The 24147-nt window shown below is 64.8% G+C and carries 24 protein-coding genes and 1 pseudogene; 8 read left to right on the plus strand and 17 right to left on the minus strand.

Going from position 1 to position 24147, the window contains the following annotated elements; translation table 11 throughout:
• Positions 1-115: 115 nt before the first annotated feature.
• From B384_RS0113160 to B384_RS0113195, 8 genes are all read right to left on the minus strand, one after another.
• Complete coding sequence (locus B384_RS0113160; RefSeq protein WP_019483566.1) at positions 116-1189, minus strand: NAD(P)/FAD-dependent oxidoreductase; 1074 nt, start codon at positions 1187-1189, stop codon at positions 116-118.
• 141 nt (positions 1190-1330) lie between these two features.
• Entirely contained in the window at positions 1331-2533 is a 1203-nt protein-coding gene (locus tag B384_RS0113165; RefSeq protein WP_019483567.1) for a glycine C-acetyltransferase, read from the minus strand.
• A gap of 8 nt (positions 2534-2541) precedes the next feature.
• The gene (tdh, locus tag B384_RS0113170; RefSeq protein ID WP_019483568.1) at positions 2542-3585 is read right to left on the minus strand and encodes an L-threonine 3-dehydrogenase; all 1044 of its coding nucleotides are present in this window, start codon (positions 3583-3585) and stop codon (positions 2542-2544) included.
• 132 nt (positions 3586-3717) lie between these two features.
• A complete protein-coding gene (locus B384_RS0113175) occupies positions 3718-4473 on the minus strand; it encodes a hypothetical protein (protein WP_019483569.1) in 756 nt (251 codons plus the stop codon).
• Between the two features lie 122 nt (positions 4474-4595).
• Positions 4596-6104 (minus strand): Asp-tRNA(Asn)/Glu-tRNA(Gln) amidotransferase subunit GatB, encoded by a 1509-nt coding sequence (gatB, locus tag B384_RS0113180; protein WP_024476937.1) that lies wholly within the window; start codon positions 6102-6104, stop codon positions 4596-4598.
• Between the two features lie 5 nt (positions 6105-6109).
• A complete protein-coding gene (gene gatA / locus B384_RS0113185; RefSeq protein WP_019483571.1) occupies positions 6110-7681 on the minus strand; it encodes an Asp-tRNA(Asn)/Glu-tRNA(Gln) amidotransferase subunit GatA in 1572 nt (523 codons plus the stop codon).
• Positions 7682-7684: 3 nt separating this feature from the next.
• Positions 7685-7981: an Asp-tRNA(Asn)/Glu-tRNA(Gln) amidotransferase subunit GatC gene (gene gatC, locus B384_RS0113190; protein WP_019483572.1), complete on the minus strand. Its 297-nt coding sequence runs from the start codon at positions 7979-7981 to the stop codon at positions 7685-7687.
• Positions 7982-8074: 93 nt separating this feature from the next.
• A complete protein-coding gene (locus tag B384_RS0113195; protein ID WP_443110861.1) occupies positions 8075-9379 on the minus strand; it encodes a DUF222 domain-containing protein in 1305 nt (434 codons plus the stop codon).
• 337 nt (positions 9380-9716) lie between these two features.
• Here B384_RS0113195 and B384_RS0113200 point away from each other — a divergent pair, with 337 nt between their 5' ends.
• From B384_RS0113200 to B384_RS0113210, 3 genes are all read left to right on the plus strand, one after another.
• Positions 9717-10181 carry a hypothetical protein gene (locus B384_RS0113200; protein WP_019483574.1) on the plus strand — a complete coding sequence of 155 codons (465 nt, stop codon included), beginning with the start codon at positions 9717-9719 and terminating at the stop codon, positions 10179-10181.
• Complete coding sequence (locus tag B384_RS0113205; protein WP_019483575.1) at positions 10171-10509, plus strand: transcriptional regulator; 339 nt, start codon at positions 10171-10173, stop codon at positions 10507-10509. Before B384_RS0113200 ends, B384_RS0113205 begins: the two co-directional genes overlap by 11 nt.
• Before the next feature lie 162 nt (positions 10510-10671).
• Entirely contained in the window at positions 10672-11649 is a 978-nt protein-coding gene (locus tag B384_RS0113210; RefSeq protein ID WP_019483576.1) for a zinc-binding dehydrogenase, read from the plus strand.
• Positions 11650-11725: 76 nt separating this feature from the next.
• Here the strand turns inward: B384_RS0113210 and B384_RS0113215 are convergent, their stop codons facing one another.
• Positions 11726-12241 carry a GNAT family N-acetyltransferase gene (locus B384_RS0113215; protein WP_019483577.1) on the minus strand — a complete coding sequence of 172 codons (516 nt, stop codon included), beginning with the start codon at positions 12239-12241 and terminating at the stop codon, positions 11726-11728.
• Positions 12242-12563: 322 nt separating this feature from the next.
• Here B384_RS0113215 and B384_RS0113220 point away from each other — a divergent pair, with 322 nt between their 5' ends.
• The 3 genes from B384_RS0113220 (at position 12564) to B384_RS0113230 (ending at position 14198) form a co-directional block, all read left to right on the plus strand.
• The gene (locus B384_RS0113220; protein WP_019483578.1) at positions 12564-12845 is read left to right on the plus strand and encodes an ArsR/SmtB family transcription factor; all 282 of its coding nucleotides are present in this window, start codon (positions 12564-12566) and stop codon (positions 12843-12845) included.
• The gene (locus tag B384_RS0113225; RefSeq protein WP_019483579.1) at positions 12842-13234 is read left to right on the plus strand and encodes a VOC family protein; all 393 of its coding nucleotides are present in this window, start codon (positions 12842-12844) and stop codon (positions 13232-13234) included. Before B384_RS0113220 ends, B384_RS0113225 begins: the two co-directional genes overlap by 4 nt.
• A gap of 127 nt (positions 13235-13361) precedes the next feature.
• On the plus strand, positions 13362-14198 hold the full coding sequence (locus B384_RS0113230; protein ID WP_019483580.1) for a formate/nitrite transporter family protein: 837 nt from the start codon (positions 13362-13364) through the stop codon (positions 14196-14198).
• A gap of 20 nt (positions 14199-14218) precedes the next feature.
• On the opposite strand, the gene B384_RS21510 is transcribed toward B384_RS0113230, so the two are convergent.
• The 8 genes and pseudogenes from B384_RS21510 to B384_RS0113265 all read right to left on the minus strand — a co-directional run bounded on the left by B384_RS21510 (position 14219) and on the right by B384_RS0113265 (position 22114).
• Positions 14219-14371, minus strand: coding sequence for a DUF2087 domain-containing protein (locus tag B384_RS21510; protein ID WP_083850941.1), 153 nt, complete (start codon positions 14369-14371; stop codon positions 14219-14221).
• A pseudogene (locus B384_RS18885) lies at positions 14352-15207 on the minus strand (inositol monophosphatase family protein). The gene B384_RS21510 and the pseudogene B384_RS18885 overlap by 20 nt, the downstream one beginning before the upstream one ends.
• Positions 15204-17384 carry an NAD-dependent DNA ligase LigA gene (gene ligA / locus B384_RS0113240; RefSeq protein WP_019483581.1) on the minus strand — a complete coding sequence of 727 codons (2181 nt, stop codon included), beginning with the start codon at positions 17382-17384 and terminating at the stop codon, positions 15204-15206. The pseudogene B384_RS18885 and the gene ligA overlap by 4 nt, the downstream one beginning before the upstream one ends.
• A 14-nt stretch (positions 17385-17398) precedes the next feature.
• The gene (locus B384_RS18890) at positions 17399-18154 is read right to left on the minus strand and encodes a protein phosphatase 2C domain-containing protein (protein WP_019483582.1); all 756 of its coding nucleotides are present in this window, start codon (positions 18152-18154) and stop codon (positions 17399-17401) included.
• A 134-nt stretch (positions 18155-18288) separates the two neighbouring features.
• Entirely contained in the window at positions 18289-19452 is a 1164-nt protein-coding gene (locus B384_RS0113250) for an adenylate/guanylate cyclase domain-containing protein (RefSeq protein ID WP_019483583.1), read from the minus strand.
• A 35-nt stretch (positions 19453-19487) separates the two neighbouring features.
• Positions 19488-20048 carry a PH domain-containing protein gene (locus B384_RS18895; protein ID WP_019483584.1) on the minus strand — a complete coding sequence of 187 codons (561 nt, stop codon included), beginning with the start codon at positions 20046-20048 and terminating at the stop codon, positions 19488-19490.
• A 19-nt stretch (positions 20049-20067) separates the two neighbouring features.
• Positions 20068-20949 (minus strand): biotin--[acetyl-CoA-carboxylase] ligase, encoded by an 882-nt coding sequence (locus B384_RS0113260; protein WP_019483585.1) that lies wholly within the window; start codon positions 20947-20949, stop codon positions 20068-20070.
• A 304-nt stretch (positions 20950-21253) separates the two neighbouring features.
• Positions 21254-22114, minus strand: a complete 861-nt coding sequence (locus B384_RS0113265) for an SDR family oxidoreductase (RefSeq protein WP_019483586.1) — start codon at positions 22112-22114, stop codon at positions 21254-21256.
• Between the two features lie 210 nt (positions 22115-22324).
• On the opposite strand from B384_RS0113265, the gene B384_RS0113270 reads away from it, so the two are divergent.
• Together B384_RS0113270 and B384_RS18900 are read left to right on the plus strand one after the other, a co-directional pair.
• Positions 22325-23944 (plus strand): acyl-CoA carboxylase subunit beta, encoded by a 1620-nt coding sequence (locus tag B384_RS0113270; RefSeq protein ID WP_019483587.1) that lies wholly within the window; start codon positions 22325-22327, stop codon positions 23942-23944.
• On the plus strand, positions 23941-24147 hold a 207-nt coding region (locus B384_RS18900), incomplete at its 3' end, for an acyl-CoA carboxylase subunit epsilon (RefSeq protein WP_019483588.1). The genes B384_RS0113270 and B384_RS18900, both read left to right, overlap by 4 nt.

Raw genomic sequence — 24147 nt, forward strand, 5'->3', positions numbered from 1 at the left:
AATGGAACGATTATGGACCCGCAGTAGAAACTCGACAACCAAAACTCTTGGTTATTCAAAACGTATGTGTTAATTTATTCGATTGTATTTTTGGGCCGGCCCTTTGGGGTCGGGTTTAGCGGGTCGGGCGCAGCGTGTCAGCCAGCAGCGGGACGTTGCTCTCCTCGCCCAGGATCAGTGCGGCCGCCAGTTCAGCAATCCCCGACGACGTCTGGAAACCGTAGCCGCCCTGGCCAGCCAGCCAGAAAAACCCGGCGGCTTCGGGATCAAACCCGACCACCGGCAACCCGGCTTTGGTCGAGGTTCGCAGCCCGGTCCAGGCGCGGTCGATTGAGGTGATTCCCAGGGTGGTCGCCTCATTCAACCGGTGCAGTAACGCCGTCAGGTCGGCGGCGACCGGTTGGGCGTCCTCGGGAACGCTCGGCACCGATTCGCAGGGCGAAATCAGTGCACCTGCCCCTTCGCGCCGGAAATAGAAGCTGTCGTCGGCGGCCGCGACCATCGGTGTTCCCGGTGCCAGCTCGCCGGTCATGCGCACGACGGCGGCGGTCCGGCGGTAGGGCCGGAGCCCCTGGATTTCCACTCCGGAGATCACCGCAACCTCATCGGCCCACGCCCCCGCAGCGTTCACGAGGACCGCTGAATGAATAGCGTGCGCGCCGGCCCCGACATTCCACCCGTTTTTCAACTGTTGGGCCGAGTGGATCTTGGCCCCGGTAAGGACCGTGACACCGGCGCCGAACGCTACCTGCCGGTGGTGGTCGATCAGGGCAGCGGAATCGAGCCCCACCGAGGTGGTGTCAATGCCCGCGGCGGCGAACGTTTCCGGCCGGAGCTGCCGGCACAGGGACAGCGCTTCCTGGTGGCTGATCGCGGTCATGGCGCCGCTGGAGCGTTCAGCGACGTCCTGCTCGGATCCGATCAGCATGAAGCTGCGCGGCGCAAGGAGTTGGAGGTTGTGGTCTTTTTCGGTGGTGCGCAGCAGGTCGAGGGTGCGATTGGTGAGCTGCTGCACCACGGGAGGTCCGTAGCTGGGGATGAGTTGCCGGGCCGATCTGGAGGAGGCGTGGTAGGCGAGCTCCTGTTCGGCCTCCACGAGGACCACCGTGCAGTGCCCGGCGAGCCGCGAGGCCAGGGACAACCCGGCGATGCCGCCACCGACAATCAGAACATCAGCGTTGAGTGCCATGCCTGCAGCCTACCCGGCGGTCCGGGTCGATTCCGGGAGGACAGCAGTTCGGTGAGCAATACGGACGCCGGGGGCGTGTCACCGAACCGGGTTCACGACGCCGGCCGGGCTGGCTGGTGCCGGGGCTGGGCAGTTCGCTGGCTAGGTGGCGGCCGCGACGTCGTCGCGCGCCCCGATGAACGCCTGCACACACGCCTCGATGTCCTCGGCGCTGTGGGCGGCGGACAGCTGCACCCGGATCCGGGCGGCACCGCGAGGCACCACAGGAAAACTGAACGCCGTAACAAACACGCCGCGAACCAGCATGGCGTCGGCGGCCTTGGCCGCCAGCGCGGCGTCGCCGAACATCACCGGGATGATCGCGTGCTCGCCGTCGAGCAGTTCGAAGCCTTCCTCGGTCATCCGGCGCCGGAACAGTGCCGAGTTTTCCTCGAGTTGCGCCCGCAGGTCGGCGCTGTTCTGGACCAGGTCGAGGGCGGTGAGGGTGGCGGCGACGATTGACGGTGCCAGGGAGTTCGAGAACAGGTACGGCCGGGCACGCTGGCGAAGGAGCGCGACGATCTCGGCGTGCGCTGCGACGTAGCCGCCGGATGCCCCGCCCAGTGCCTTCCCGAAGGTACCGGTGTAGATGTCCACCCGGTTGGAGACTCCGGCGTGCTCCGGCGTGCCGGCACCGGTTTTGCCCATAAAGCCGACCGCATGTGAATCATCCACCATGACCATCGCACCGTACTGCTCGGCGAGGTCGCAGATGGCCTCCAACGGAGCGAGGTAACCGTCCATCGAGAACACACCGTCGGTGACGATCAGGGTCCGGCGGGCTCCTGCGGCCTCCTTGAGCTTCGCTTCCAGATCGGTCATGTCACGGTTGGCGTAGCGGTACCGCTGGGCCTTGGACAGTCGGATGCCGTCGATGATCGACGCATGGTTCAGCGCATCAGAAATCACCGCGTCTTCGGCGGTCAACAGGGACTCGAAGACACCACCGTTGGCGTCGAAGCACGAGGAGAACAGGATGGTGTCTTCGGTGCCAAGGAATTGTGACACCCGGGCCTCGAGTTCCAGGTGGAGATCCTGGGTGCCGCAGATGAACCGGACGGAGGCCATACCGAAGCCGCGGTCATCGAGCGCCTGTTTCGCGGCGGCGATGATGTCCGGGTGATCGGCCAATCCCAGGTAGTTATTGGCGCAGAAGTTCAGTACCCGCTGGGGGGCGCCGTCGAGCGTTGCCGCTTCAATATGGTTGGACTGCGGGGAGGAAATCCGCCGCTCATTCTTGAACAGACCCGCGCTGCGGATACCGTCCAGCTCCTCGGTCAGCTGATCCTGAATGCTCGTGTACATGATGCTCCTTAGAATCCGGTCCAGTCCAGGACCACTTTGCCGCTGGCCCCGTTGCGTGCTGTATTAAAGCCCTGCTGCCACTGCGACGCGGGCAGGGTATCGGTAACCACGCTCGAGATCGCCTGCTGCAGAATTGGGTTGGACTGCAGCATGGCGCTCATGGCGTACCAGGTTTCGAACATCTCGCGGCCGTAGATGCCCTTCAGGGTGAGCATGTGCGTGACCATCTTGGCCCAGTCGATGGTGATATCGGCTGACGGCAGCCCGAGCATGGCGATCCGGCCGCCATGGTTCATGTTGTCGATCATCTCCGGCAGGGCCGTGGGGTGGCCGGACATCTCCATGCCGACGTCGAACCCTTCCCTCATCCCGAGCTTGCGCTGCGCGTCAACGATCCGGGTGGTGCTGACGTTCACGGCCAGGTCAGCACCGACGGTGAGTGCCAGATCGAGCCGGGGCTGGAAGACGTCGGTGACGGCAATGTAGCGAGCGCCAGCGTGGCGGGCGACGGCGGCAGCCATCAGTCCGATTGGTCCGGCCCCCGTTATCAGCACGTCCTCGCCGACGAGGGGGAAACTCAGGGCAGTGTGGACTGCGTTGCCGAAGGGGTCGAAGATGGCGCCCAACTCGGGGGTGATGCCTGCGGGGTGCACCCAGACGTTCGGTTCAGGTATCACCACAAACTCGGCGAAGGCGCCGTCGCGCTGTACGCCGACGCTGGCGGTCCTGATACACATTTGACGGCGACCGGCGCGGCAGTTGCGGCACGTTCCGCAGACGATATGGCCTTCACCGGAGACCCGGTCGCCCACCTTGACGTCTCGCACGCCGTTGCCGAGTTCAACCACTTCACCGTAGAACTCGTGCCCCGGAATCAGGGGTGCGTTGATGGTGCTGGCGGCCCATTGGTCCCAGGACTCGATGTGAAGATCGGTGCCACAGATCCCGGTGGTCATCACGCGGATCTTGACTTCGCCGAGACCCGGCGTCGGCTCGGGCCGGTCGACCAGTTCGAAACCGGGGTGCGGACCGGACTTGTAAAGCGCCTTCACTGAGGGGTTCCTTCCACCCGCACGCGGTAGGTAAGCGTGGTACGCCCCGGCGCGTGCAGTTCATCCTGGACGGTGCTGTGGCACCATCGTCAGCGTATCAGCCGGGTTCCGGCAAAGCCGGGTTGCGGCTGGCTAGTCCTGCAGCGCCACGCACATCACCGATGCGTCGTCCGCTGTTTCGCCGATCTCCTGCTGGGTAATGCGCAGGGTCAACATGAGCTCCTGTGCACCACCGGGGGTGCTGACCGCATCGAGGAAAGCCTCGGGGCCCGCCACCAGACCCAGATCGACTGCCCGCCAGGCACCATCCGAAGCGAGCGCCACGGTGTGCGCTTTCCCCACTGTCACCAGTCTGGCTCGCTCGGCTGCTTCGGGTTCCCGCCGGGCCACCCAGACGCCGTGCTCGGTATTACGGTCCCGCCGGGCCTGCAGGTGGTCGGCGCGTGTTCCGGTGGGTTCGCTGATCGGAACTCCAGCGTGCAGCCAACTTCCGTCGTACCGGCGGGCCACGACGTGGCAGTCGGCGAGGCTGAGCACCTGGACGCCGTCGTCGGCGGCGGTCACCAGGGAGACCGCAGCGCTGGGGAAAAAGTGGGACCGAGCGCCGACCAGCCGCTGCCCGAGCGCATCAACGGTTTTCAGTGCCGCGGACAGAACCTCGCGGGGATCCGCGGGGCCGGCGTGTTCAGCCAGCGCGAGGTTGAGGACCTGCGCGTACCAGGACGGGTTGGATGCCCCGGGCAGGTCGATCTCTGCCAGTAGGGACGTGGCGCCGTCAATCATCCACGCGGCGTTGCGCCGGTAGCCGCAGGCGTCTTCCATGATGTGGTTATCGCCCTCGGTCTGGACACGGGACAGGTGGGTCCAGACCGGCTTCTCAGCGCTCACCGTCGGCCAGCCTGTTCGCCACGAGGATCCTTTCAGGAGAAACGGTGAGCAACCTGGACGTTCGCAGAGGTAATGTTGCCCCCTTTTTGTCCAGATTGCCCACCTCAATTGGGAGCGGCGGGTTAGCCCTCGACGCCGAGGCGCTGCAGGATCAGTTCCCGCACCCGACCGGCGTCGGCCTGGCCGCGGGTGGCTTTCATGACGCCGCCCACGATCGCGCCGACAGCCTGCACCTTGCCGCCGCGGATCTTGTCGGCGACATCGGGCTGGGCTGCCAGTGCTGCATCGATCGCCTCGAGCAGCGGACCGTCGTCGGACACGACCGCCAGCCCGCGGGCCTCGACCACCTCGGTGGGTGTGCCTTCGCCAGCGAGGACGCCGTCGAGCACCTCCCGGGAAAGCTTGTCGTTGATCTTGCCGGACTCGATCAGCGAGTTCAGTTCGACGATCAGCTCGGGGGTGACACCCAGCTCGGACGGCTCGACGTCGGCCACCTTCGCCCGGCGGGAAATCTCGCCCATCCACCATTTACGGGCGACGGCGGGTTTGACTCCGGCAGCGATGGTGTCCTCGATGGAGGACATCACACCGGCGTTGACGACGTCACGGAACTCGGCGTCGGAGTAGCCCCAATCCTGCTGCAGCCGTTTGCGGCGTTCGGCCGGTGGCTCGGGCAGTTCGGAGCGGAGCCGCTCGATCCACTCCTCGGTGGTGACGATAGGCACCAGATCGGGTTCGGGGAAATAGCGGTAGTCGTCGGCGTCGGACTTGGGACGGCCCGACGTCGTCGAGCGGGTGTCCTCGTGCCAGTGGCGGGTTTCCTGGATGATGGCGATCCCGGAATCGAGCACCGCTGCGTGGCGCTGGATCTCATACCGGACGGCGTGCTCGACGGCGCGCAGCGAGTTCACGTTCTTCGTCTCGGTGCGGGTGCCGAACTTCTCCTGCCCCTTGGGCTTGAGGGAGACGTTCGCGTCACAGCGGACGTTGCCGCGTTCCATTTTGGCGTCAGACACGCCAAGGTTTTTGACGATCTCGCGGATCGCAGCGACGTACGCCTTCGCCAGCTCGGGAGCGCGGGCACCGGCACCGACAATCGGCTTGGTGACAATTTCCACGAGGGGAACTCCGGCGCGGTTGTAGTCCACAAGGGAGAACTCGGCGCCCTGGATCCGACCGGTGGAGCCACCCATGTGGGTCAGCTTTCCGGCGTCCTCTTCCATATGGGCGCGCTCAATCTCGACGGTGAACACGGTGCCGTCAGCCAGCTCAATGTCAATGGATCCGTCATAGGCGATCGGGTCCTCGAACTGGGAGGTCTGGAAGTTCTTCGGTGTGTCCGGGTAGAAATAGTTCTTCCGGGCGAAGTAGCACTTCTCGGCGATCTTGCAGCCCAGCGCCAGCCCGATCTTGATGGAAGACTCCACCGCCACCCGGTTCACTACCGGCAGCACACCCGGCAGACCAAGGTCCACCGGGGTGACGTTGGTGTTGGGGGTGTCACCAAACGCGTTGGGTGCCGAGGAGAACATTTTGGTCTGGGTGTTCAACTCCACATGGACCTCGAAGCCCAGCACCGGATCATACTTCTCGAGGGCTTCCTCGAAGGTCAGAATGTCTTCAGTTGCCATAGCCATCAGTTGGTTCCTCCTGCAGTGCTAGTCTCCACGCGGTCGGCTGTGCCGCCGGACCGCAAAGCGTCAGGCCTCAGCTCCGGAGCGCGATCCAGCAACGGACCGCCCCAGCTGGCTTCGAGCAGTGATTCCAGCACCGCGCCCACCCGGTACAGCCGGGCGTCCTGGCGGGCGGGAGCCAACAGCTGGATACCGACGGGCAGCCCATCCTCGTCGGCAAGGCCGCCGGGCAGGGACAACCCGGGTATGCCTGCCATGTTCGCTGGGATAGTGGCGACGTCGTTCAGGTACATGGCCAGCGGATCGTCGAGCTTCTCCCCCAGCTTGAAGGCAGTGGTCGGCGAAGTCGGGGAGATCAGGACGTCGGCCTGCTTGAAGGCCGCATCGAAGTCCCGCTGAATCAGCGTGCGGACCTTCTGCGCCGAGCCGTAATAGGCGTCGTAGTAGCCGGCGCTTAGCGCATAGGTGCCCAGGATGATGCGCCGTTTCACCTCGTCACCGAAGCCTGCGGCACGCGTGGCGCCCATGACACGTTCGATGGTGGGTGCGCCGTCGGGCACCACCCGAAGACCGAACCGGACGCCGTCGTATTTGGCAAGGTTTGAGGACGCCTCGGAGGGCATGATCAGGTAATAGGCGCCCAGCGCGTACTCGAAATTGGGGCAGGACACCTCGACAATCTCGGCGCCCGCACTACGGAGCAGTTCCAACGATTCCTGGAACCGGGTCAGCACACCGGACTGGTACCCCTCGCCCTGCAGTTCCTTGATGACGCCGATGCGCATGCCGTCAACGTTGCCCATTCGGGCAGCCTCGACGAGCGCACCGAGAGGGTCGGTGAGGGAGGTGGAGTCGTTGGGGTCGTGGCCGCCAATGACCTCGTGGAGCAGCGCCGAGTCCAGCACGGTCCGCGAAACGGGGCCAATTTGGTCCAGCGACGACGCCATCGCGATGGCACCGTACCGGGAAACTCCGCCGTAGGTCGGCTTCACGCCGACCGTGCCGGTGACAGCGCCGGGCTGGCGGATGGAACCGCCGGTATCGGTGCCAAGCGCGAGCGGCGCCTCGAAAGCGGCGACGGCGGCAGCTGAGCCACCGCCCGATCCGCCGGGGATGCGATCCAGATCCCACGGGTTACGGGTGGGGCCATACGCCGAGTGCTCGGTGGAGGAGCCCATGGCGAACTCGTCCAGGTTGGTCTTGCCGAGGATGGGCATACCCGCGGCCCGGAGTCGGCGGATCACTGTGGCGTCGTAGGGGCTGTGCCAGCCTTCAAGGATCTTCGAGCCGGCGGTGGTTGGCTGGCCCTTGGTGACGATGAGGTCCTTGACCGCGATCGGAACGCCGGCCAGCGGGTGGAGGTCCTCGGACTTGGCACGAGCCTGATCCACTTCGGCGGCGACGGCGAGCGCCTCGTCGGTGTTGACGTGCAGGAAAGCGTGGACACCGTCGTCGCCGCCGTCCACGTGGGCAATCCGGTCGAGGTGAGCCTGGGTGGCTTCAACGGCCGAGATTTCCCTGGCAACGAGTTTCTGGGCGAGCGCCGCGGCGCTGAGCCGAATCAGTTCAGTCATGGGTTACTCCCCGTCCAGGATGGCTGGGACCTTGAAGCGTCCGTCAGCGTTGTCGGGTGCGCCGGAGAGGGCTTCCTCGTTGGTGAGGGTCTCACCGATCACGTCTTCGCGGTACACGTTGCTCAGCGGAATGGGGTGGCTGGTGGTGGGGATGTCGTCGCCTGCCACCTCGCTGACCCGCTTGATCGAGTCAACAATTACTGCCAGCTCACCGGTCATCCGGTCCAGCTCTTCGGCGCTCATGTCGATGTGGGCAAGCCGCGCCAGATGCGCAACGTCCTCACGGTTGATCTCAGCCATAAATCTCCCATGGTCAATGAATTGGTGTTTGGTTCCAGTCTACGTGCGGTGCACGCCCCGACCGATTCGGCCTGGCACGGGGAACACTGCGGTTCAGGCTCCGGGCAAGGGTGGGGCGGTGGCCTGGTAGGTGTGGCCGGTGGGTGTGGTGACGCGGAGGGTGTGGCGGGATCCTGGATGTGGTCCTGCCGTCCAGCCGGGTCGTTCCTTGGTGTGGTTGCAGGCTTCACAAAGCCCTGCCCCGTTCGCCACCGAGGTAGGTCCATCCTTGTGCCAGGGGATGATGTGGTCGTAATGCCGGATCGGCGCGTCGCAGTAAGGGGTGCGGCAGGTGGCGTCGCGGGCGCTGATGAACCTGCGTTGCGCCGGGGTGAAGAGCCGTGCTTTGGAGTCCATGGCCACCAGGTCTGCGGTTGTTGGGGCCGTGTAGAGGCGACGAAGCCACACTTCGAAGGTCAGGGGCCCCTGGTCAGAGTGTTCCTCAGAGCCGTGCGGTGTCGCAGATCTGTTGTCGCTCCGTGAAGGCGAAGGTATCGCACCGGGGTGGATGAGGTCTCGGGCCCAAGCTGACGGGACGATGCCGTAGCCGGGGATCCGGGCTGGTTCGCTATCGCCCTGAAAAAGGGACCGGTCGGTCATGATGACCTGCAGCTCGACCCGGGAGACGCCCCCGGGTGTCCCGGTGACCCGCTCGACGAGGGCATCGGCCATGAGCTGACCCCGGGACCGGGTGTCCCCGGTGGCCCGTGCCGTATCGGCGTGCCTGGTCAACGCGGCGTAGGCGGCCACGGCGTTTTTCACCGGCAACAACGCACTGAGGTAAGCCATCGTGTCCGGTGCCGGCCGAATGCTCACGAACCGTTCATTTGCCGCGTGGGCAGCCCGGTTGACCACGGCGCGCGGGTCCCTGCGGTAGCTTGCGGTCCGGGCCGCGGCGATGATGGCCTTGTCGCCCTGCCCCTCAAATGTCCCGGTGTCGGGGCAGAGTTCCTCGTCGACGGCGGACCGGTCAGCGGCGGACAGGCACGCGGTTTCCTTCACGATCAACGTTGCGCGCCATTCATTCAGCTGCCCGTTATGCAGGGCCGCCAACGTATGCGGCATCTCCGTCACCAGCGCCCTCGCGAGCCCAAGGAGACGGCTGCCGCGGGCTGGGGATTCACGCCGGGCCAGTGCGATCTGCGCGCTGACACCCTTCCCCTGCTCCGCAGCGGGTGTCCCGGCCTTGGCTTGGGTTTGGCGTTCCAGCACGTCAACGGCGACGGAGATCTGGGCCTGCACCCCAGCGATCGCCGATTTCAAATCCTCCAGGTCACGTAGCTGATCGATCAGCCCCGCAGCGTTGGCAGCTGGCCGAAGCGCCCCTAAAGCTACAGCCAATGCTCGCGTGGAACCCACACCAGCACCCACACCCACACCCGCACCAGGGGTTTTCGACCCCCAGCCACCCGCAACAGGGGAACCCGTAGTGGCCTTCTCGCCACGACCCGCAGCGCCGCGCGGAGCCGTTGCCTGAGAGGTAAATCCCCTCCTGCTCAACGATGGAGCTGCGCGTCCGTCCATACCTCAATAGTCCCAAACACCCGCCGATAGGTCAGGAGCTTTCGGGCTTATGTGGATAAATCTCTCGAACAAATATTCGACACTAAAGCGTGCGCAGACACCTCCTGGGTGACACCCCGCGCGCCAAGCCAGCAGTTGCTTTCCTTGGTGGAAAGTGATTACACTTTCCATCATGGAAAACAACTTGCCTCCGTCGTCGCCGGGCCAGTCGGACTCGGCCGCCGCCCTGCTGGCCGACGTCGATAGTGACCGCTCAGCTCTCATCTCGCGCATGAACACACCACGATGGGTTGCCCCTACGTTCGGCGCCATTGCCGCCGTCTGTGTCGCTTCGCCCGCAGCCGGAGACAACCGCTCGGGCAACTCGGCCCTGCTGATCATCGTCGGAATCATGGTTGTCTATCTGTATCATCGGGCGACCGGCGTCAAACTCGGCAGCATCGGTTGGGAGGCCTGGCTGATCTACGCCGCCACCCTGATTTCCTGCCTGCTGCTGCTCAGCGTCTCCTTGGGGCTTGTCTCTCTCGAACTGCACTGGTGGGTTGCTGCGCCCACTGTAGCCGCTTTCGGCGCTGGCACTATCGGAGCCCACTACTTCACGCGAAGCGCCCTGAGCCGGATCCGCCATGCCCGCTGATCTGTCCGAAACAAACGGCGGCGTCTTCAACGAACTGATTCATGCCCCACTACGGTTCCGAATTTGCGGACTTCTACGCAATGTTAAAAGCGCCGACTTCTCAGCGATTCGTGACTCACTCGCTGTTGGGGATGCTGCACTGTCCAAACATCTGAAGGTTTTGGTCGACGGTGGTTTTGTGTCGATGACCAAGTCATCATCGGTCGGGCGCCCGGATGCCCGGCGAATCAGCTGGCTCTCTTTGACCCCCCAGGGTAGGAGTGCTTTTGATTCCCACCTCGCCGCCCTCCGCGCGATTGCCACAGGAGTCATCGACGACGGCGACTGACCCGTCGCACACTCTGCCGCCATTCGCCCTGAACCGCTGGGCGGCGCTTGAACACCGTCGCGTGACAGACAAACTTGACGCTCTGATGTCGCTGCAGCCCGGGAATATTGCAACCGGCCGGGGGGTTACTTTTCGAGTAACCACATGGAAAGAGAGTTAGTTATGCGTGCGATTCGTCAGCACACCTTCGGGGAACCCTGGGATGTCCTCCAGGTCGATGAAGTCACCACCCCAGAACCCGGTCCAGGGCAGGTGCGGGTACGCACCCTCCTGTCCCCCATTCACAACCACGATCTCTGGACCGTCCGTGGTACCTACGGCTTCAAACCCGAGCTTCCCGCCCAGGCGGGCTCTGAGGCAGTAGGAGTCATTGACGCTTTGGGTGACGACGTCGAGCACCTCTCCGTGGGACAGCGCGTCGCTACCGGTGGGACGTTCGGCGTCTGGGCCGAGTTCTTCATCGCCCAGGCACAGGGTCTGGTACCCGTCGATGAAGGTGCAACCGATGAAGTTGCGTCCCAGCTGGTCTCAATGCCGTTCTCCGCTATCGCACTACTCGACTGGCTGAACCTCACCGAGGGTGACTGGATCATCCAGAACGCCGCAAACGGCGCCGTCGGTCGCCTGATCGCCCAGCTCGCTCCTACCCGCGGCATCAACGTCGTCGGCCTCGTCCGCCGTGACGCGGGCGTCGACGAACTCGCAGCTCAGGGTATCGAACGGATCGTTTCCACCGAGACCGCAGGCTGGGAGGATCGGGTCGCTGAACTCACGGGGGGCGCCAAGATTGTCGCCGGCGTGGATTCGGTGGGCGGCGACGCCAGCAACGAGGTGCTGTCGCAGCTCGGCGAGAATGGCACGCTCGTGGTGTTCGGAGCGATGGGTGGAGGCACCATGACATTGAGTTCCGGCTCGATCATCTTCAAGAACCTGACGGTCAAGGGCTTCTGGGGCAGCACCGTGATGCGCGAGCTACCAGCCGGTCGTCGCGGCGAGCTGTTCAGCGAACTGCTGCTCCGGGTCAACGACGGCACCCTCTCCTTCCCCATCGAAGCTGCCTACACTCTGGATCAGGTGCAGGAAGCCTCCCGGGCAAACTTCGTGGCGGGCCGCAAGGGCAAGGTCATGATCCGGCCGTAGCTTGTCCCACCAGTGCAGGTCTTCCCACCTTCCGGGAGACCTGCACGGCCGGGGGACTTGCACGGTCGCGGTGGCTCTAGAGGGACAATCTGAACACCCAGAGCAGGATCTCCTCGTCGCGCACCCACCAGTCGCGTTCGGGTTGACGCTCGAAACCCAGCGAATGATACAGAGCATGGGCGCGGGTCATGTCGGAGCCGCTGGTCAGGCTGACCGCCGTGATTCCGTCCAGCGATCGGGCATGCTCAATGATCGCCTCAACCATCAACCGGCCCACCCCGCCGCGCTGAACCGTCGGGTCCACCGCCAGCATCCTGAACTCCAGCTCGCCGGTGACCGCAATGTCGGTATACCGCTGCCCCTCGAACGTGATGGCCACCGAGGCAACGACGACGCCCCCGCGCTCCGCCACCCAGATTTCGGCGTGCTCGGCGCGGTGTTCGACGTCGGCCAGCACCCGCATGTACGGATGATCGGGAGCCTCGAAGTACCCCGCCTCAAGGTAGGCAGCACACGTGATGCGGCGGACGTCGTCGTAATCCGTCTCGGTGACGGGACGGATCGTGAGGTCGGTTGGAGCGTGGGAGTTCATCAAATCCTCATCAGGGAACAAACGGGGACGACGCCGAAACGTTGCCTTTCAATTCTGCCTCACCCCGGACAGATCGTTCAGCCGCGCTACTGGACTGAAGACTTCGCTGCCACCTGGACCATGACAACCCTGCCACGGACCGGCGGCAGCAAATCCAGTTCAGGGACCAGGGTGGACGGTCACCGACACTTCGCCACAGACTGGCGCCCTGAAATACCCCACGAGTAGTCCCGTTGCCTGAAGTACCGCCCCCAGATCAGCCATTCACCCATCGTAATGGGGGTCTTGATAGGCAAGCCTGTACTTGCCTATCCTGATGGTTATGGTTGACGTGTTCCGGGCTCTCGACGACGAAACCAGACGCACCATTCTCGATGAGCTGTCGTCGCGCGACGGTCAAACCCTGTTCGAGATTTGCTCGATACTCGCCATGCGCCACAACCTCAGCCTGACCCGCCAAGCCATCTCCCAGCACCTGGGTGTCCTTGAATCGGCCAGGCTCGTTGCGACCGAGCGTCGGGGACGCTCCAAGTTCCACTACTTTAATCCCGCACCACTTGCCGAAATTGCCGATCGCTGGCCTATTCAAAAGAGGATCCAATGAAAATTGCACTGACCAGCCTGTTCGTCGACGACCAGCGGGCGGCACTGGCGTTCTACACCGACGTCCTCGGCTTCACCAAGGGCCACGACATCCCGTTGGGTGATGACTTTTGGCTCACCGTTCGGTCACCCGAATCCCCGGACAGCCCAGAGCTTCTCCTGGAGCCGGCCAGCCACCCCGCGGTGAAACCGTACCGTGACGCGCTGACGGAGGATGGCATTCCCTTGGCCCAATTCGCGGTTGAGGATCTCACCTCCGAGTACGCCAGATTGACGGGCCGCGGCGTGGTGTTTACCCAGCCGCCCACCGACATCGGAACCGCCCTGATGGCCGTCTTCGACGACACTTGCGGCAATCTGATTCAACTGATCGAAATGAAGCAGGCTTGAAGGGCGGCAACCAGCCGATGATCACCGCTGGTGCCTGGGTTGCCTCCGCTGTTGCTACCATTTCGCGTATCCAGTAGCGCCGATCCGGGAGGGCACCTCCTCCCGAACAGTACAGAGGAGAGGCGTCATGAGCGAAGCACGCAGGCGGGAACTAGGGGACACCGATGCCCCGGTCGAGGACGAACTGAAGGAATCCTTCGATAGCACTGTTGAGGAGGGTGCCGAGCGGCTGCAACGGACCTTCCGGAACATCCTTGTTACGGGTGTTTTTGGCGGTTTCGAGATCGGCCTCGGCATCATGGCTTACCTTGCTGTGCTGCACGAGACGGACAATCATCTCCTCGCGGGCCTTGCGTTCAGCGTGGGCCTCGTTGCCCTTTTCCTGGCACATAGCGAACTGTTCACCGAAAACTTCCTGATGCCGGTCGCAGCCGTCGTCGCGAAAGAAGGCAGTCTGCTTCAGCTGGTCAAACTCTGGGGCGGCACCCTGGTGGCCAACCTGGTCAGCGGCTGGGCTTTCGTCTGGATTGTCATGCAGGCGTTCCCTGAGTGGACCGGGACAGTCGCCGAGAGCGCCCACCACTTCATCGACGCGCCGTTCTCCATGCAGGTTGTGGCCTTGGCGGTGCTCGGTGGCAGCACCATTACGCTGATGAGCCGAATGCAGCAAGGGACCTCAAACGACGTCGCCAAGATCGTCGCGACGGTGATCGGCGGATTCCTCCTTGCGGGTCTGCAACTGTTCCACAGCATCCTGGATTCGCTGCTCATTTTCGCCGCGATCCATTCCGGCGCGGCCATCACTTACCTGGAATGGCTTGGCTGGTTTGGGTACACCCTGGCCTTCAATATGCTCGGTGGACTCCTGCTTGTTACGCTGCTGCGGCTCGTGCGCACCAAGGAACTGATCGAGAAGCGTCGCGACGAGGCTCCGGAAAACCCTGACGCACCCCACGAGAGTTGACGACGTCGGAGCGCCGGCAGTCAGGCGCGGCGGTAACCGGTGCCGTCCGGCCGGCGGACCAGGTGGCCGTAATCGACCAATGCCCGGCGCAAGGTCGGGATATCACGGGTCACCGTAGCCAGGACGAGGCCTGGTCCGGGCTGTCGCTGCTTCTCATCCCGGGGCAATTCCATCCGGGGCGGCGGTGAGCGCCGTCACCCTGCCGACCAGATCGGGCGAACCGGCAACGGTGAACGCCATGAACCGCTCGGCCTCGTCCGGGCCGCCGGCGAGCGCCGTGGTGAGCTCGGGGCGGAGCACCGTGGCTCCCGCCTCCTCGGCGATCAGGGCACCGGCGGCCCAGTCGTGTTCGTTCAGACCGCGTTCCACGTATCCGTCGAGGGTGCCGTCGGCGACCATGCACAGGTCAAGGGCCGCCGACCCGATCCGTCGGATATCGCCAAACCCCTCCATGAGTGAGGCCAGCTCCCCCACTTGCTGGACCCGGGCTTCGGCGTCGTAAGTGAATCCTGTGCCGAGCAGCGTGCCCTTACGGCCCACCTCTGGCCCTTCCAAGCGGACGATCCGGCCGTGATCCCGCAGCCAGGCCCCCTGAGCCGCGGGCAGCCCAGTAGATCCGGTCCAGCGCTGGGGCGTGCACCACCCCGGCCAGCCAGCGGCCGTCAGCGTCGGCTGCCGCGACCGAGGTGCAGTAGTAGACAATGTTGCGGATGAAATTGGTGGTCCCATCCAGCGGGTCGATGGACCATCGCACCTGTCCGGCTCCCGTCGTGCGATCGGGGACCGTGGTTCCCAGCTCTTCGCCGGTGATCACATCGTGGGGTCGTGACCGGGAAATCACATCCCGGACGGCGCGTTCGGCTGCCACATCGAAGGCGGTCACCCAGTCGCTGTCCGAGCTCTTGTTCTGCGCGCCGAGCGTCTCGATACTGCGCCGCGCCAAAACGTCGGCCCCCGCCGAGGCAGCCTGCTTCGCCAGGTGCAGCAGTTCCGTCGGGGATACGTTCACGCTGGGCCCTCCTGGAGTAGCCGGGTGAAGCCGTCCTCGTCCAGCACGGTCAACCCGAGCGCTTCGGCCTTGTCGAGTTTGGTGCCAGCGTTTTCCCCGGCCACCACATAGTGGGTGTTTTTCGAGACTGAACCGGATGCCTTGCCGCCACGCTGGATGATCGCTTCCTTCGCCTCGTCGCGGCTGTAGCGTTCCAGCGAGCCGGTGACGACGACGGTCATGCCCTCCAGGGTGCGCGGCATGGAGGTGTCGACGTCGTCCTCCATCCGCACCCCAGCGGCAGCCCACGAATCGATGATCTCCCGATGCCAGTCTTCGGCAAACCATTCGGTGAGCGCTGCGGCAATGGTGGGGCCGACGCCGTCGACGTTCGCCAATTCCTCCTCCGAGGCCGCGCGGATCCGTTCCATCGACCCGAACGCGGTGGCCAGGGCACGCGAGGCGGTAGGCCCGACATGCCGGACGGACAGGGCGACCAGGACCCGCCACAGTGGCTGCTGCTTCGCCTTCTCCAGTTCGGTGAACAGCCGGCGCGTGTTGGCGCTGGGTTCGGACGGTTTCTTGGCGGTGCCCTTGGTGTAGAAGTAGGGCACCAGTTCCTTGCCGACCACTTCCCCCTTGACCCGCTTGTCACGCAGGATCCGCACATCGGCGAGCGCCTCGGGTGTGAGGTCAAACAGTTGAGCCTCGGACGTCAGCGGCGGCTCCTCCGGTTCGGCGGGCTGGGTCAGGGCGATTGCCGCTTCCCAGCCCAGGGCCTCAATGTCGAAGCCTCCGCGTCCGGCCAGGTGGAACACGCGTTCCCTCAGCTGCGAGGGGCAGGACCGGGCGTTGGGGCAACGGATGTCGACGTCGCCCTCCTTCGCCGGCGCCAGGGGGGTCCCGCAGGACGGGCACTCGGTGGGCATCACGAATTCGCGTTCGGTACCATCACGGAGCGCGACGACGGGGCCCACGATTTCCGGGATGACATCACCGGCCTTGCGGAGGACCACCATGTCGCCGATCAGGATCCCCTTGGCCTTCACCACGTCCTGGTTGTGCAGGGTGGCCATTTCGACGGTGGAGCCGGCCACCTTGACCGGCTCCATCATCCCGAACGGGGTGACCCGGCCGGTGCGGCCCACGTTCACCCGGATATCCAGCAGCCGGGTGTTGACCTCTTCCGGTGGGTATTTGAAGGCCACCGACCAGCGGGGCACACGCGAGGTGTGGCCCAGTGCCCGCTGCAGGCCGAAGTCGTCCACCTTGACGACGATGCCGTCGATCTCGTGGAACAGGTCGTGCCGGTGCGTGCCGTAGTGCTCAATGAACTCGACCACCGCCGGGGCGTCGTCGAGCACCTTGAAATAGGGCGAGGTGGGCAGTCCCCACTCCTTCAGCAGGCGGTAGGTCTCCGACTGGGACTGGGCTGCCAGGCCTTCGCGGACGCCGATACCGTGCACGTACATGTCCAGGGGCCGCTCGGCCGTCAGCGCCGGGTCCTTCTGGCGCAGGGATCCCGCCGCCGCGTTGCGGGGGTTGGCGAACGGTGCCTTGCCTGCGGCGACCATCCTCTCGTTGAGTTGGGCGAACGCAGCCGACGGGAAAAACACCTCGCCGCGCACCTCCATCTCGGCGGGGTGGCCCGTCCCGGCGAGGGTCCGGGGGATCGATTTGATCGTGAGGACGTTGTGGGTGATGTCCTCACCGGTGGCACCGTCGCCACGGGTCGCCGCTCGCACCAGTTCACCGTTCCGGTACAGCAGGTTGACGGCGAGTCCGTCGATCTTCAGCTCGGTCAACCATTTGATGGCGCTGCCTGGGCTGACCGATTCGACGCTCGCGGCAGCCCGGCTCACCCAGACGTCCAGCTCGGCCAGGGAGAAGACGTCCTCCAGGCTGTACATGCGTTGCAGGTGGTCGACGGCGGCGAAGGCCGAGGAGGCATCGCCGCCGACTTCCTGGGTGGGCGAATCGTTGGCGATCAGCTCCGGATGCAGTGCCTCGATTTTTTCCAGCCGCCGGAACAGCTCATCGAACTCCGCGTCGGAAATTGTCGGCGCGTTCTCGTTGTAGTAGGCGAACCGGTGCCGGCGCACCTCCTCCGCCAGGGAGTCGTATTCCTCACGCAGGGAATCGACCGGCGTCTGGTCCGCGGTAAGCTCTATGCCTGATTTGTCAGTTGTTCTGGCCACAGTCCTATCTTGCCTCAGTCCCCCGCACCTGCGACATCCACGACGATTACTGAAATGTTGTCTCTGCCGCCGGCCCGGAGCGCTGCCTGGACGAGGGCTTCGCTAGCATCCTGCGGGTGAGGGAGCGACGTGAGGAGGTCAAAGATCTGCTCGTCCCCCACCTCGTTGATCAGCCCGTCGGAGCACACCAGGATCCGGTCGCCGATGGCGGCCGGGATCAGCCAGAAGTCGGCGTCGATGTCGCTTCCGGTGCCCAAAGCGCGGGTCACCACGTGGCGTCGCGGATGGGTGAGTGCTTCCTCGGGGGTGATGCGACCGTAGTCGACGAGTTCCTGAACCTCCGAATGGTCGATGGTGATCTGTTCCAGTCCGCCCTGGCTGAGGCGGTAGGTGCGGGAATCGCCAACGTTGAAAACCAGCCAGTACGGGGCGCCGTCCTCCTGGACGAGGATAGTTCCGCTGAGGGTGGTGCCGGCGCGGCCGCCGGTTTCCGACCTGATCTTTTCGTCTGCGGTGACCAGAAGCTCCTGTAGTTCCTCGGGGTCCATCTCGGGGAACGGCTCTCCCACCAGCCGGCTATCCATCAGCGTGCGGATGCAGATACTGCTGGCGACCTCGCCAGCCTCATGCCCGCCCATGCCATCAGCCACCGCGAAGATAGGGTCAGCTGCGACCAGCGAGTCCTCGTTGTGTTCCCGGCGCAGGCCGACGTCCGACGCGAACCCACAGCTCACCGTCAGGTCCAGACCCGGTGTCTTGTCGGTTGTCATTTCCGTCCTACCATCTAGCTGCCGTCAATGAGGTGTGTCACGAAGTTACTTGGCTACCCTAGCCGAACCGCGCTCTGAGCCCGCGCCGGTGGTACTGCCACGTCCTCGCTGCAGCAGTATCTTCCAGCGGTCCGCTAATCGAGGATCAGCCCGGTTCCGGTGCCGCGGGCGAGCGTTACGGGGTGCACCTCGCCAAACCCTCTGATGGTGCGCGCCTTCTGCGGGATCAGGACGAAGTGTTCGTTGTCGCGCAAGGTGGCGGCGGTGGATGCATCGATCAGGACCGTCCCCGGTTCGGCCAGGGAGGTCAGGCGGGACGCCAGATTCACTGTCGGCCCATAAATGTCGCCCAGTCGGGACAGGATCCTCCCCCACACCAGAGAGACGCGCGCGGAGGGCAGCAGGTGGTCTTCGGTGAAGGCTTTGGCCAGGGCGAGGGAAATTTCGGCACCGGCTTCCGGGGACTCGGCGATGTAAAGCACTTCGTCGCCGATGGTCTTGACCAGCCTGCCGCCTCCCACCGAGATGATTTCGGCGCACACATTCTCGAAGCGCTGCACCAGGTGGGCGAGGGTTCGCTCGTTCATCTGGCGGGACAGGCTGGTGTAGGAAACGAGGTCGGCGAAGCCGACGGCGCGGGCCAGGGGCAGCGGGGCATCGTCCTCGTCACCCAACCTGCCTTCGGCACTGGCCTGCAGCCCGGATTCCGCGCGCAACGCCAACCGTTGCACTGCCGCGTTCAGTTGGCGTCGCCAGGCGTAAACCAGTGTCTTTTCCAGGGGTGCGATAAGTTCGGGAAGCTCGGCGACCAGGGCCTTCCGGGCAGCCGCATCGGAAATTTCCCGCTGCGCCGCCATCTCTTCGACGAGGGCTTCGATCTGCCAAACCACCATCCGGTCGGTCATCTGGCCAATGGCGCGGGTGATGGAGATTGCCGCGTTCTCGGAGACCTTGTCACTGCGGACGAGTTCGATGATGGTAATCAGCGCATCCTGGTCCTTCTCGGTGAAAGCCACGTCCTCGTCGGAGATGTTCGGGAAGCCCATGGCCCGCCACAGCTTGCGCGCCGAGAGCAGCGACACGCCAGCACCGGCCGCAACGTCGCGGCGTCGGAGGGTTCGCTCGGCGCCCAGCAGTTCTATTTCCAGGTTCCGGATCGCCTCGCGGGACAGGTCCTGCTGCGGGACCGGGACCACCTCCGGCGTCAAAGGGGACGACGCGTCCTCCCCTGCCGGGGCAGGAGCAGCATCGGTGGCTGGCTCGTCCTGGCCCAGGTCGGGCTGATCGTCAGCAGTCATTCGCTCTTCTCCCGTCCGTAATCGCTCATCTGGTGTCAGTAACCCTCGAGGTCATGCACCGGGTCAGCTTCCATGTCTACACCATCAAACATGACGGTCAGTGGGAGGTCCCCGATCGCTTCGACCATGAACTGTTTGAAGGTGTGCACTTGTGGCACGTCCGGGTAGACGACCGTCCGGTCGCGGCCCAGGTCCACGGTCAGGTTTCCGCCACCCGTGGAGCGCTGGAGCAGTGTCTGGCTGGTGTCCAGTTGGTAGATGCTGGCGAGCGCAATCTCCTGCTCGCGCCGGGTGGAGAGTCCGCGACGGCTGATGAGCCGCCGGCTGGTCAGAATGTAGCGCGTGCCCCACCACCGCAGCAGCGGGCGGACAAAGATCCGCAGCAGAATCAGAACCGCGACCGCCAGCACCAGGATCACCCCGAGGGGCACCCATTCGAGCGCCTCGGTGGGCAGCGAGTCGCGGCTCAGCAGACCGAGCGCGAATCCTGCCCCCGCCAGCACCACCAGCGTGCCGATGAACGGCACCAGCAGCGGCCTCGGGTGGGGCCGGGTGCGCACGATGACGTGCTCGCCCGGCGCAAGCTTAAGACGCACAACCGCTCAGCCGCCCACGTCAGGAGACCGGCCGGACGTGCACGACGTCGCCGGCCGTGACGGTGTGCCGCTCGTCGTCGTAGTCGCGAACCAGCAGTGCACCGTGCTCGTCGAGGCCCAGCGCCCGGCCGAGGAGTTCAACGCCCCCCGGGAGTTCCACCCGCACATCCTGGCCGAGCGTGACCATCCGGTCGCTGACCCGCTGGGCGAGGGAGGTACCGTCCGGCCACTCCCGGCGGGCGTCGCCGTCGACGGCCCGGAACGCGGCGTAGAGGTCAGCGAACCGGCGCAGGAAAGCACGCAGCAGCACGTTCCGGTCGGTGGTCTTGGCGTATTCCAGCAGCAGGCTGGTTGCGGTGGGGACCGGTAGTTCCTGGTCGGTCAGGGACACGTTGGCGCCCACTCCGACAATGACCGCTGCGGGCCCCCCGTTGGTGCCGGGGACCAGTTGGGCCAGCACTCCGGCGAGCTTGCGCCCGTCGACCAGCACATCGTTGGGCCACTTGAGCTGGGGTCTGATCTCGGTACGTTCCTCGACGCCCTCCGCCAGGGCGAGGGCGGCGAGGAGGGAGAGCCACGAGTAGCTCTGCGTGGGCAGCGGTCTGCCTGCAGGGTTGTGCGGGCGGAGCAAAATGCTCACGATCAGCGAGGAACGTTCGGGGGCAATCCATGGACGATCCAGCCGTCCACGCCCGGCGCTTTGCTGTTCGGCGGTCAAGACGCTGAGGTCCGGCCAGTCAGCGGCGTGGTTTTTGGCGTGGTCAGCGAGCTCGGTGTTGGTGGATCCGGTCTCGGCCACAACCTCGAGCCGCCTGTAGGGTCCCTGGGGCGAACAGAGGGCGTTCCGGAGCGCCGCTTCATCCAATCCGGGGCGTTCGAGGTTGGAATAGCGGGAAGTCATGCTCTGATCTTACCCAGCGTGGCTTTGACCGGGCTGATGATGGCCTTCGGGCAGCTGTGGCGGGTGCCCCGCAAAAGTTGTGCACGGGGTGGGTGCCCGTTCTAAAAGGTGCATGCATTGCAGGCAGTGCATGCACCTGGCGATCCACAAATGCATGCATTGCAGGCAACGCATGCACCTTTTGAAACGCGAGTAGACACCCGGGGAAGGAAATGAAAGAAGACGAAGCGGCCGGGTCACAGCGAAGACCGACAGTGCAGTGCAACGCACTGCACTGGCAGGGCTGGACCAGGGTCACCTCTGGCTAAAGGAAGATGTCGGGGACCAACTGATCCTCGGCTGCTCCCAGGCTGTAACCGGTGAAGTCGGTGACGCCTTCCTCGCGCAGCACGCCTTCGTCGGTGAAGAAGTTGCCGGTGCAGGAACGGGATGGGCGCACCAGGATGGCGTGCGCCGCATCGGCGACAATCTCCGCGCTTCGTGCGCCATTGACGATCTGCTCACCGCCGGGCAGGTTCCGGATTGCTGCGGTGTCGATCAGGGTCTGCGGCCAGAGCGAGTTGACCGCTATTCCTTCGGCCCTGAACTCTTCGGCCAGCCCGAGCGTGGTCAGGCTCATGCCGTATTTGGCCATCGTGTAGGCCAGGTGGATCCCGGCCCAGCGCGGCTCCAGGTTCAGCGGCGGCGACAGGGTCAGGATGTGGGGGTTGCTTGAGGCGAGCAGGGCATCCAGGGCCAACTTGCTCAACAGGAAGGTACCCCGGACGTTGATGTCGGCCATCAGGTCATAGCGCTTCATACTGACGTCGCGGGTCCGGGAAAGATCGATGGCCGAGGCATTGTTGACGACGACGTCGATCCCGCCGAACTCGGTGGTGGCAGCGGCCACCGCCGCGGCGACGTCGTCGTCGTTCCTCACGTCGCCGACAATCGGCAGGGCCTTGCCGCCGGCGTCGCGGATCTGCTGGGCGGCCGTGAACACCGTGCCGTCGAGCTTGGGGTGCGGTTCACCGGTTTTGGCCATCAAGGCGATGTTGGCGCCGTCGCGGGCGGCGCGCAGGGCGATCGCGAGTCCGATGCCGCGGCTGCCGCCGGACATCAGGATGGTGCGACCCGCGAGGGTTGCCGGGGTGGATTGACGTGGGGCATCGTTGCTGGCGGTCATAACGTAAGAATAGTGGTGCAGGGGTGCCAGGAACCTAATTGTTACCGGCGGGTAACATGCACGGCTGGGCTAATTCTATGGGGAGGAAATTGTAGGAGTCCTACAGCGGTAGTGACCGTTTCCCTCACTAGACTGGGGGAAACGCCGGGCGCTTTGTGGGGAACCTACTTAACCCGGCGGTGGCCCGTTCATCGCCAACCCGGAGACTCAATGCAGACTGGCTCAGCACCTGTGGTCGCGCAGGATCAGATAATCGACCTCACCACCACCGCAGGGAAGCTTGCAGATTTCCGCCGCCGCGAGGGCCTCGCCCAGCAGCCGTCCGGTCCGGAGTCGGTGGCGAAACAGCATGCCCGCGGCAAAAACACGGCACGGGAGCGCATCGACCTGCTGGTCGATCCCGGATCATTCGTCGAGTTTGATGCGCTGGCGGTCCACCGGTCGACAGCGTTCGGGATGGAGACGAAAAAACCCTTGGGCGACGGCGTCGTGTCCGGCTACGCAACAGTCGATGGCCGCCAGATCGCCGTCTACAGCCAGGACTTCTCCGTCTATGGCGGCTCGCTGAGCCAGGTCAACGGCGAAAAGATCGTCAAGGTGCAGGAATTTGCGCTCCGGAACGGCTGCCCGGTGGTCGGAATCAACGACGGCGGAGGTGCCCGCATCCAGGAGGGTGTCTCCTCACTGGCGATGTTCGCCGACATCTTCAGGAATAACGTGCACGCCTCCGGGGTCATCCCCCAGATTTCTCTCATCATGGGCCCCTGCGCCGGCGGTGCAGCCTACTCCCCCGCCCTCACCGACTACGTGGTGATGGTGGATAAGACGTCCCACATGTTCATTACCGGCCCGGACGTGATCAAGACCGTCACCGGAGAGGACGTCGACATGGAGACCCTCGGCGGCGCCCGACAGCACAACTCCACCACCGGAACCTCCGCGTACCTCGCCTCCGATGAGCGCGACGCCATCGACTTCGTCCGTGAACTGCTCGACTTCCTGCCCTCCAACAATCTGGCTGAGGCACCGGTGACCGAATTCGTCGAACAGCTGGACCTCACCGCCGAGGATGGTGCACTCGATACCCTGATCCCGGATTCGGCAAATCAGCCGTATGACATGCGGACGGTCATCTCGGCGATTGTCGACGACGGCCACTTCCTTGAGATGCAGTCCCTTTACGCACCCAACGTGATGATCGGGTACGCCCGGGTGGAGGGCCATACGATCGGTATCGTCGCCAACCAGCCGCTGCAGTTCGCCGGCACCCTGGACATTGCTGCTTCGGAGAAGGCCGCCCGTTTTGTCCGGAACTGCGACGCGTTCAACATCCCGATCCTGACCCTCGTGGACGTCCCCGGCTTCCTCCCGGGCAAGGACCAGGAGTTCAACGGGATCATCCGCCGCGGCGCAAAACTGCTGTATGCCTACGCGGAAGCAACCGTTCCCAAGCTCACCGTCATCACCCGGAAGGCCTACGGCGGCGCGTATATCGTGATGGGCTCCAAGAAGCTCGGCGCCGACCTCAACCTGGCCTGGCCGACGGCGCAGATCGGCGTCATGGGGGCCCAGGGCGCCGTCAATATCCTGTACCGCGGGCACCTGAAGTCAGTGGCCGACGCCGGCGGCGATGTGGAGGCCGCCCGCGCCGAAGTGATCACCCAGTACGAGGAAGAGCTCCTGAACCCTTACCAGGCAGCGCAGCTCGGGTACATCGACGCGGTGATCGCACCATCGGACACCCGGCAGCACATTGTTCGCGGGCTGAGGGCGCTGCGCGACAAACGGGCTTCCAACCCCGCCAAGAAGCACGGGAACATTCCGCTATGACGCTCGCCCCCGACCAGACCCGACGGGATGCCGACGACGACGGCACCCCCGCCGAGCCAACGCTGCAGGTGATCCGCGGCACGCCGACCGCCGAGGAGCTGGCGGCGCTGACCGCCGTCGTGGTCGCCCTCTCCGAGAACTCGACCGAGCCCAATGCTGCGACCCCGCACCGCACCTGGGCACGCCGGGACCACCTACGGCTC

It is taken from the genome of Arthrobacter sp. TB 23, assembly GCF_000294595.1.
Classification (GTDB): Bacteria; Actinomycetota; Actinomycetes; order Actinomycetales; family Micrococcaceae; genus Arthrobacter_D.

Excerpts from the sequence above, each read along its gene's own strand:
- B384_RS0113230 (WP_019483580.1), top strand. The coding sequence starts at position 13,362 with ATGAGCGAAGCACGCAGGCGGGAACTAGGGGACACCGATGCCCCGGTC.
- B384_RS0113165 (WP_019483567.1), bottom strand. The coding sequence starts at position 2,533 with ATGTACACGAGCATTCAGGATCAGCTGACCGAGGAGCTGGACGGTATC.
- B384_RS0113210 (WP_019483576.1), top strand. The coding sequence starts at position 10,672 with ATGCGTGCGATTCGTCAGCACACCTTCGGGGAACCCTGGGATGTCCTC.
- B384_RS0113205 (WP_019483575.1), top strand. The coding sequence starts at position 10,171 with ATGCCCGCTGATCTGTCCGAAACAAACGGCGGCGTCTTCAACGAACTG.
- B384_RS0113250 (WP_019483583.1), bottom strand. The coding sequence starts at position 19,452 with ATGACTGCTGACGATCAGCCCGACCTGGGCCAGGACGAGCCAGCCACC.
- B384_RS0113225 (WP_019483579.1), top strand. The coding sequence starts at position 12,842 with ATGAAAATTGCACTGACCAGCCTGTTCGTCGACGACCAGCGGGCGGCA.
- B384_RS0113200 (WP_019483574.1), top strand. The coding sequence starts at position 9,717 with ATGGAAAACAACTTGCCTCCGTCGTCGCCGGGCCAGTCGGACTCGGCC.
- B384_RS18890 (WP_019483582.1), bottom strand. The coding sequence starts at position 18,154 with ATGACAACCGACAAGACACCGGGTCTGGACCTGACGGTGAGCTGTGGG.
- gatC (WP_019483572.1), bottom strand. The coding sequence starts at position 7,981 with ATGGCTGAGATCAACCGTGAGGACGTTGCGCATCTGGCGCGGCTTGCC.
- B384_RS0113160 (WP_019483566.1), bottom strand. The coding sequence starts at position 1,189 with ATGGCACTCAACGCTGATGTTCTGATTGTCGGTGGCGGCATCGCCGGG.
- B384_RS0113270 (WP_019483587.1), top strand. The coding sequence starts at position 22,325 with ATGCAGACTGGCTCAGCACCTGTGGTCGCGCAGGATCAGATAATCGAC.
- B384_RS0113215 (WP_019483577.1), bottom strand. The coding sequence starts at position 12,241 with ATGAACTCCCACGCTCCAACCGACCTCACGATCCGTCCCGTCACCGAG.
- gatB (WP_024476937.1), bottom strand. The coding sequence starts at position 6,104 with ATGGCAACTGAAGACATTCTGACCTTCGAGGAAGCCCTCGAGAAGTAT.
- B384_RS0113220 (WP_019483578.1), top strand. The coding sequence starts at position 12,564 with ATGGTTGACGTGTTCCGGGCTCTCGACGACGAAACCAGACGCACCATT.
- B384_RS0113260 (WP_019483585.1), bottom strand. The coding sequence starts at position 20,949 with ATGACTTCCCGCTATTCCAACCTCGAACGCCCCGGATTGGATGAAGCG.
- B384_RS0113265 (WP_019483586.1), bottom strand. The coding sequence starts at position 22,114 with ATGACCGCCAGCAACGATGCCCCACGTCAATCCACCCCGGCAACCCTC.
- gatA (WP_019483571.1), bottom strand. The coding sequence starts at position 7,681 with ATGACTGAACTGATTCGGCTCAGCGCCGCGGCGCTCGCCCAGAAACTC.
- B384_RS21510 (WP_083850941.1), bottom strand. The coding sequence starts at position 14,371 with ATGGAATTGCCCCGGGATGAGAAGCAGCGACAGCCCGGACCAGGCCTC.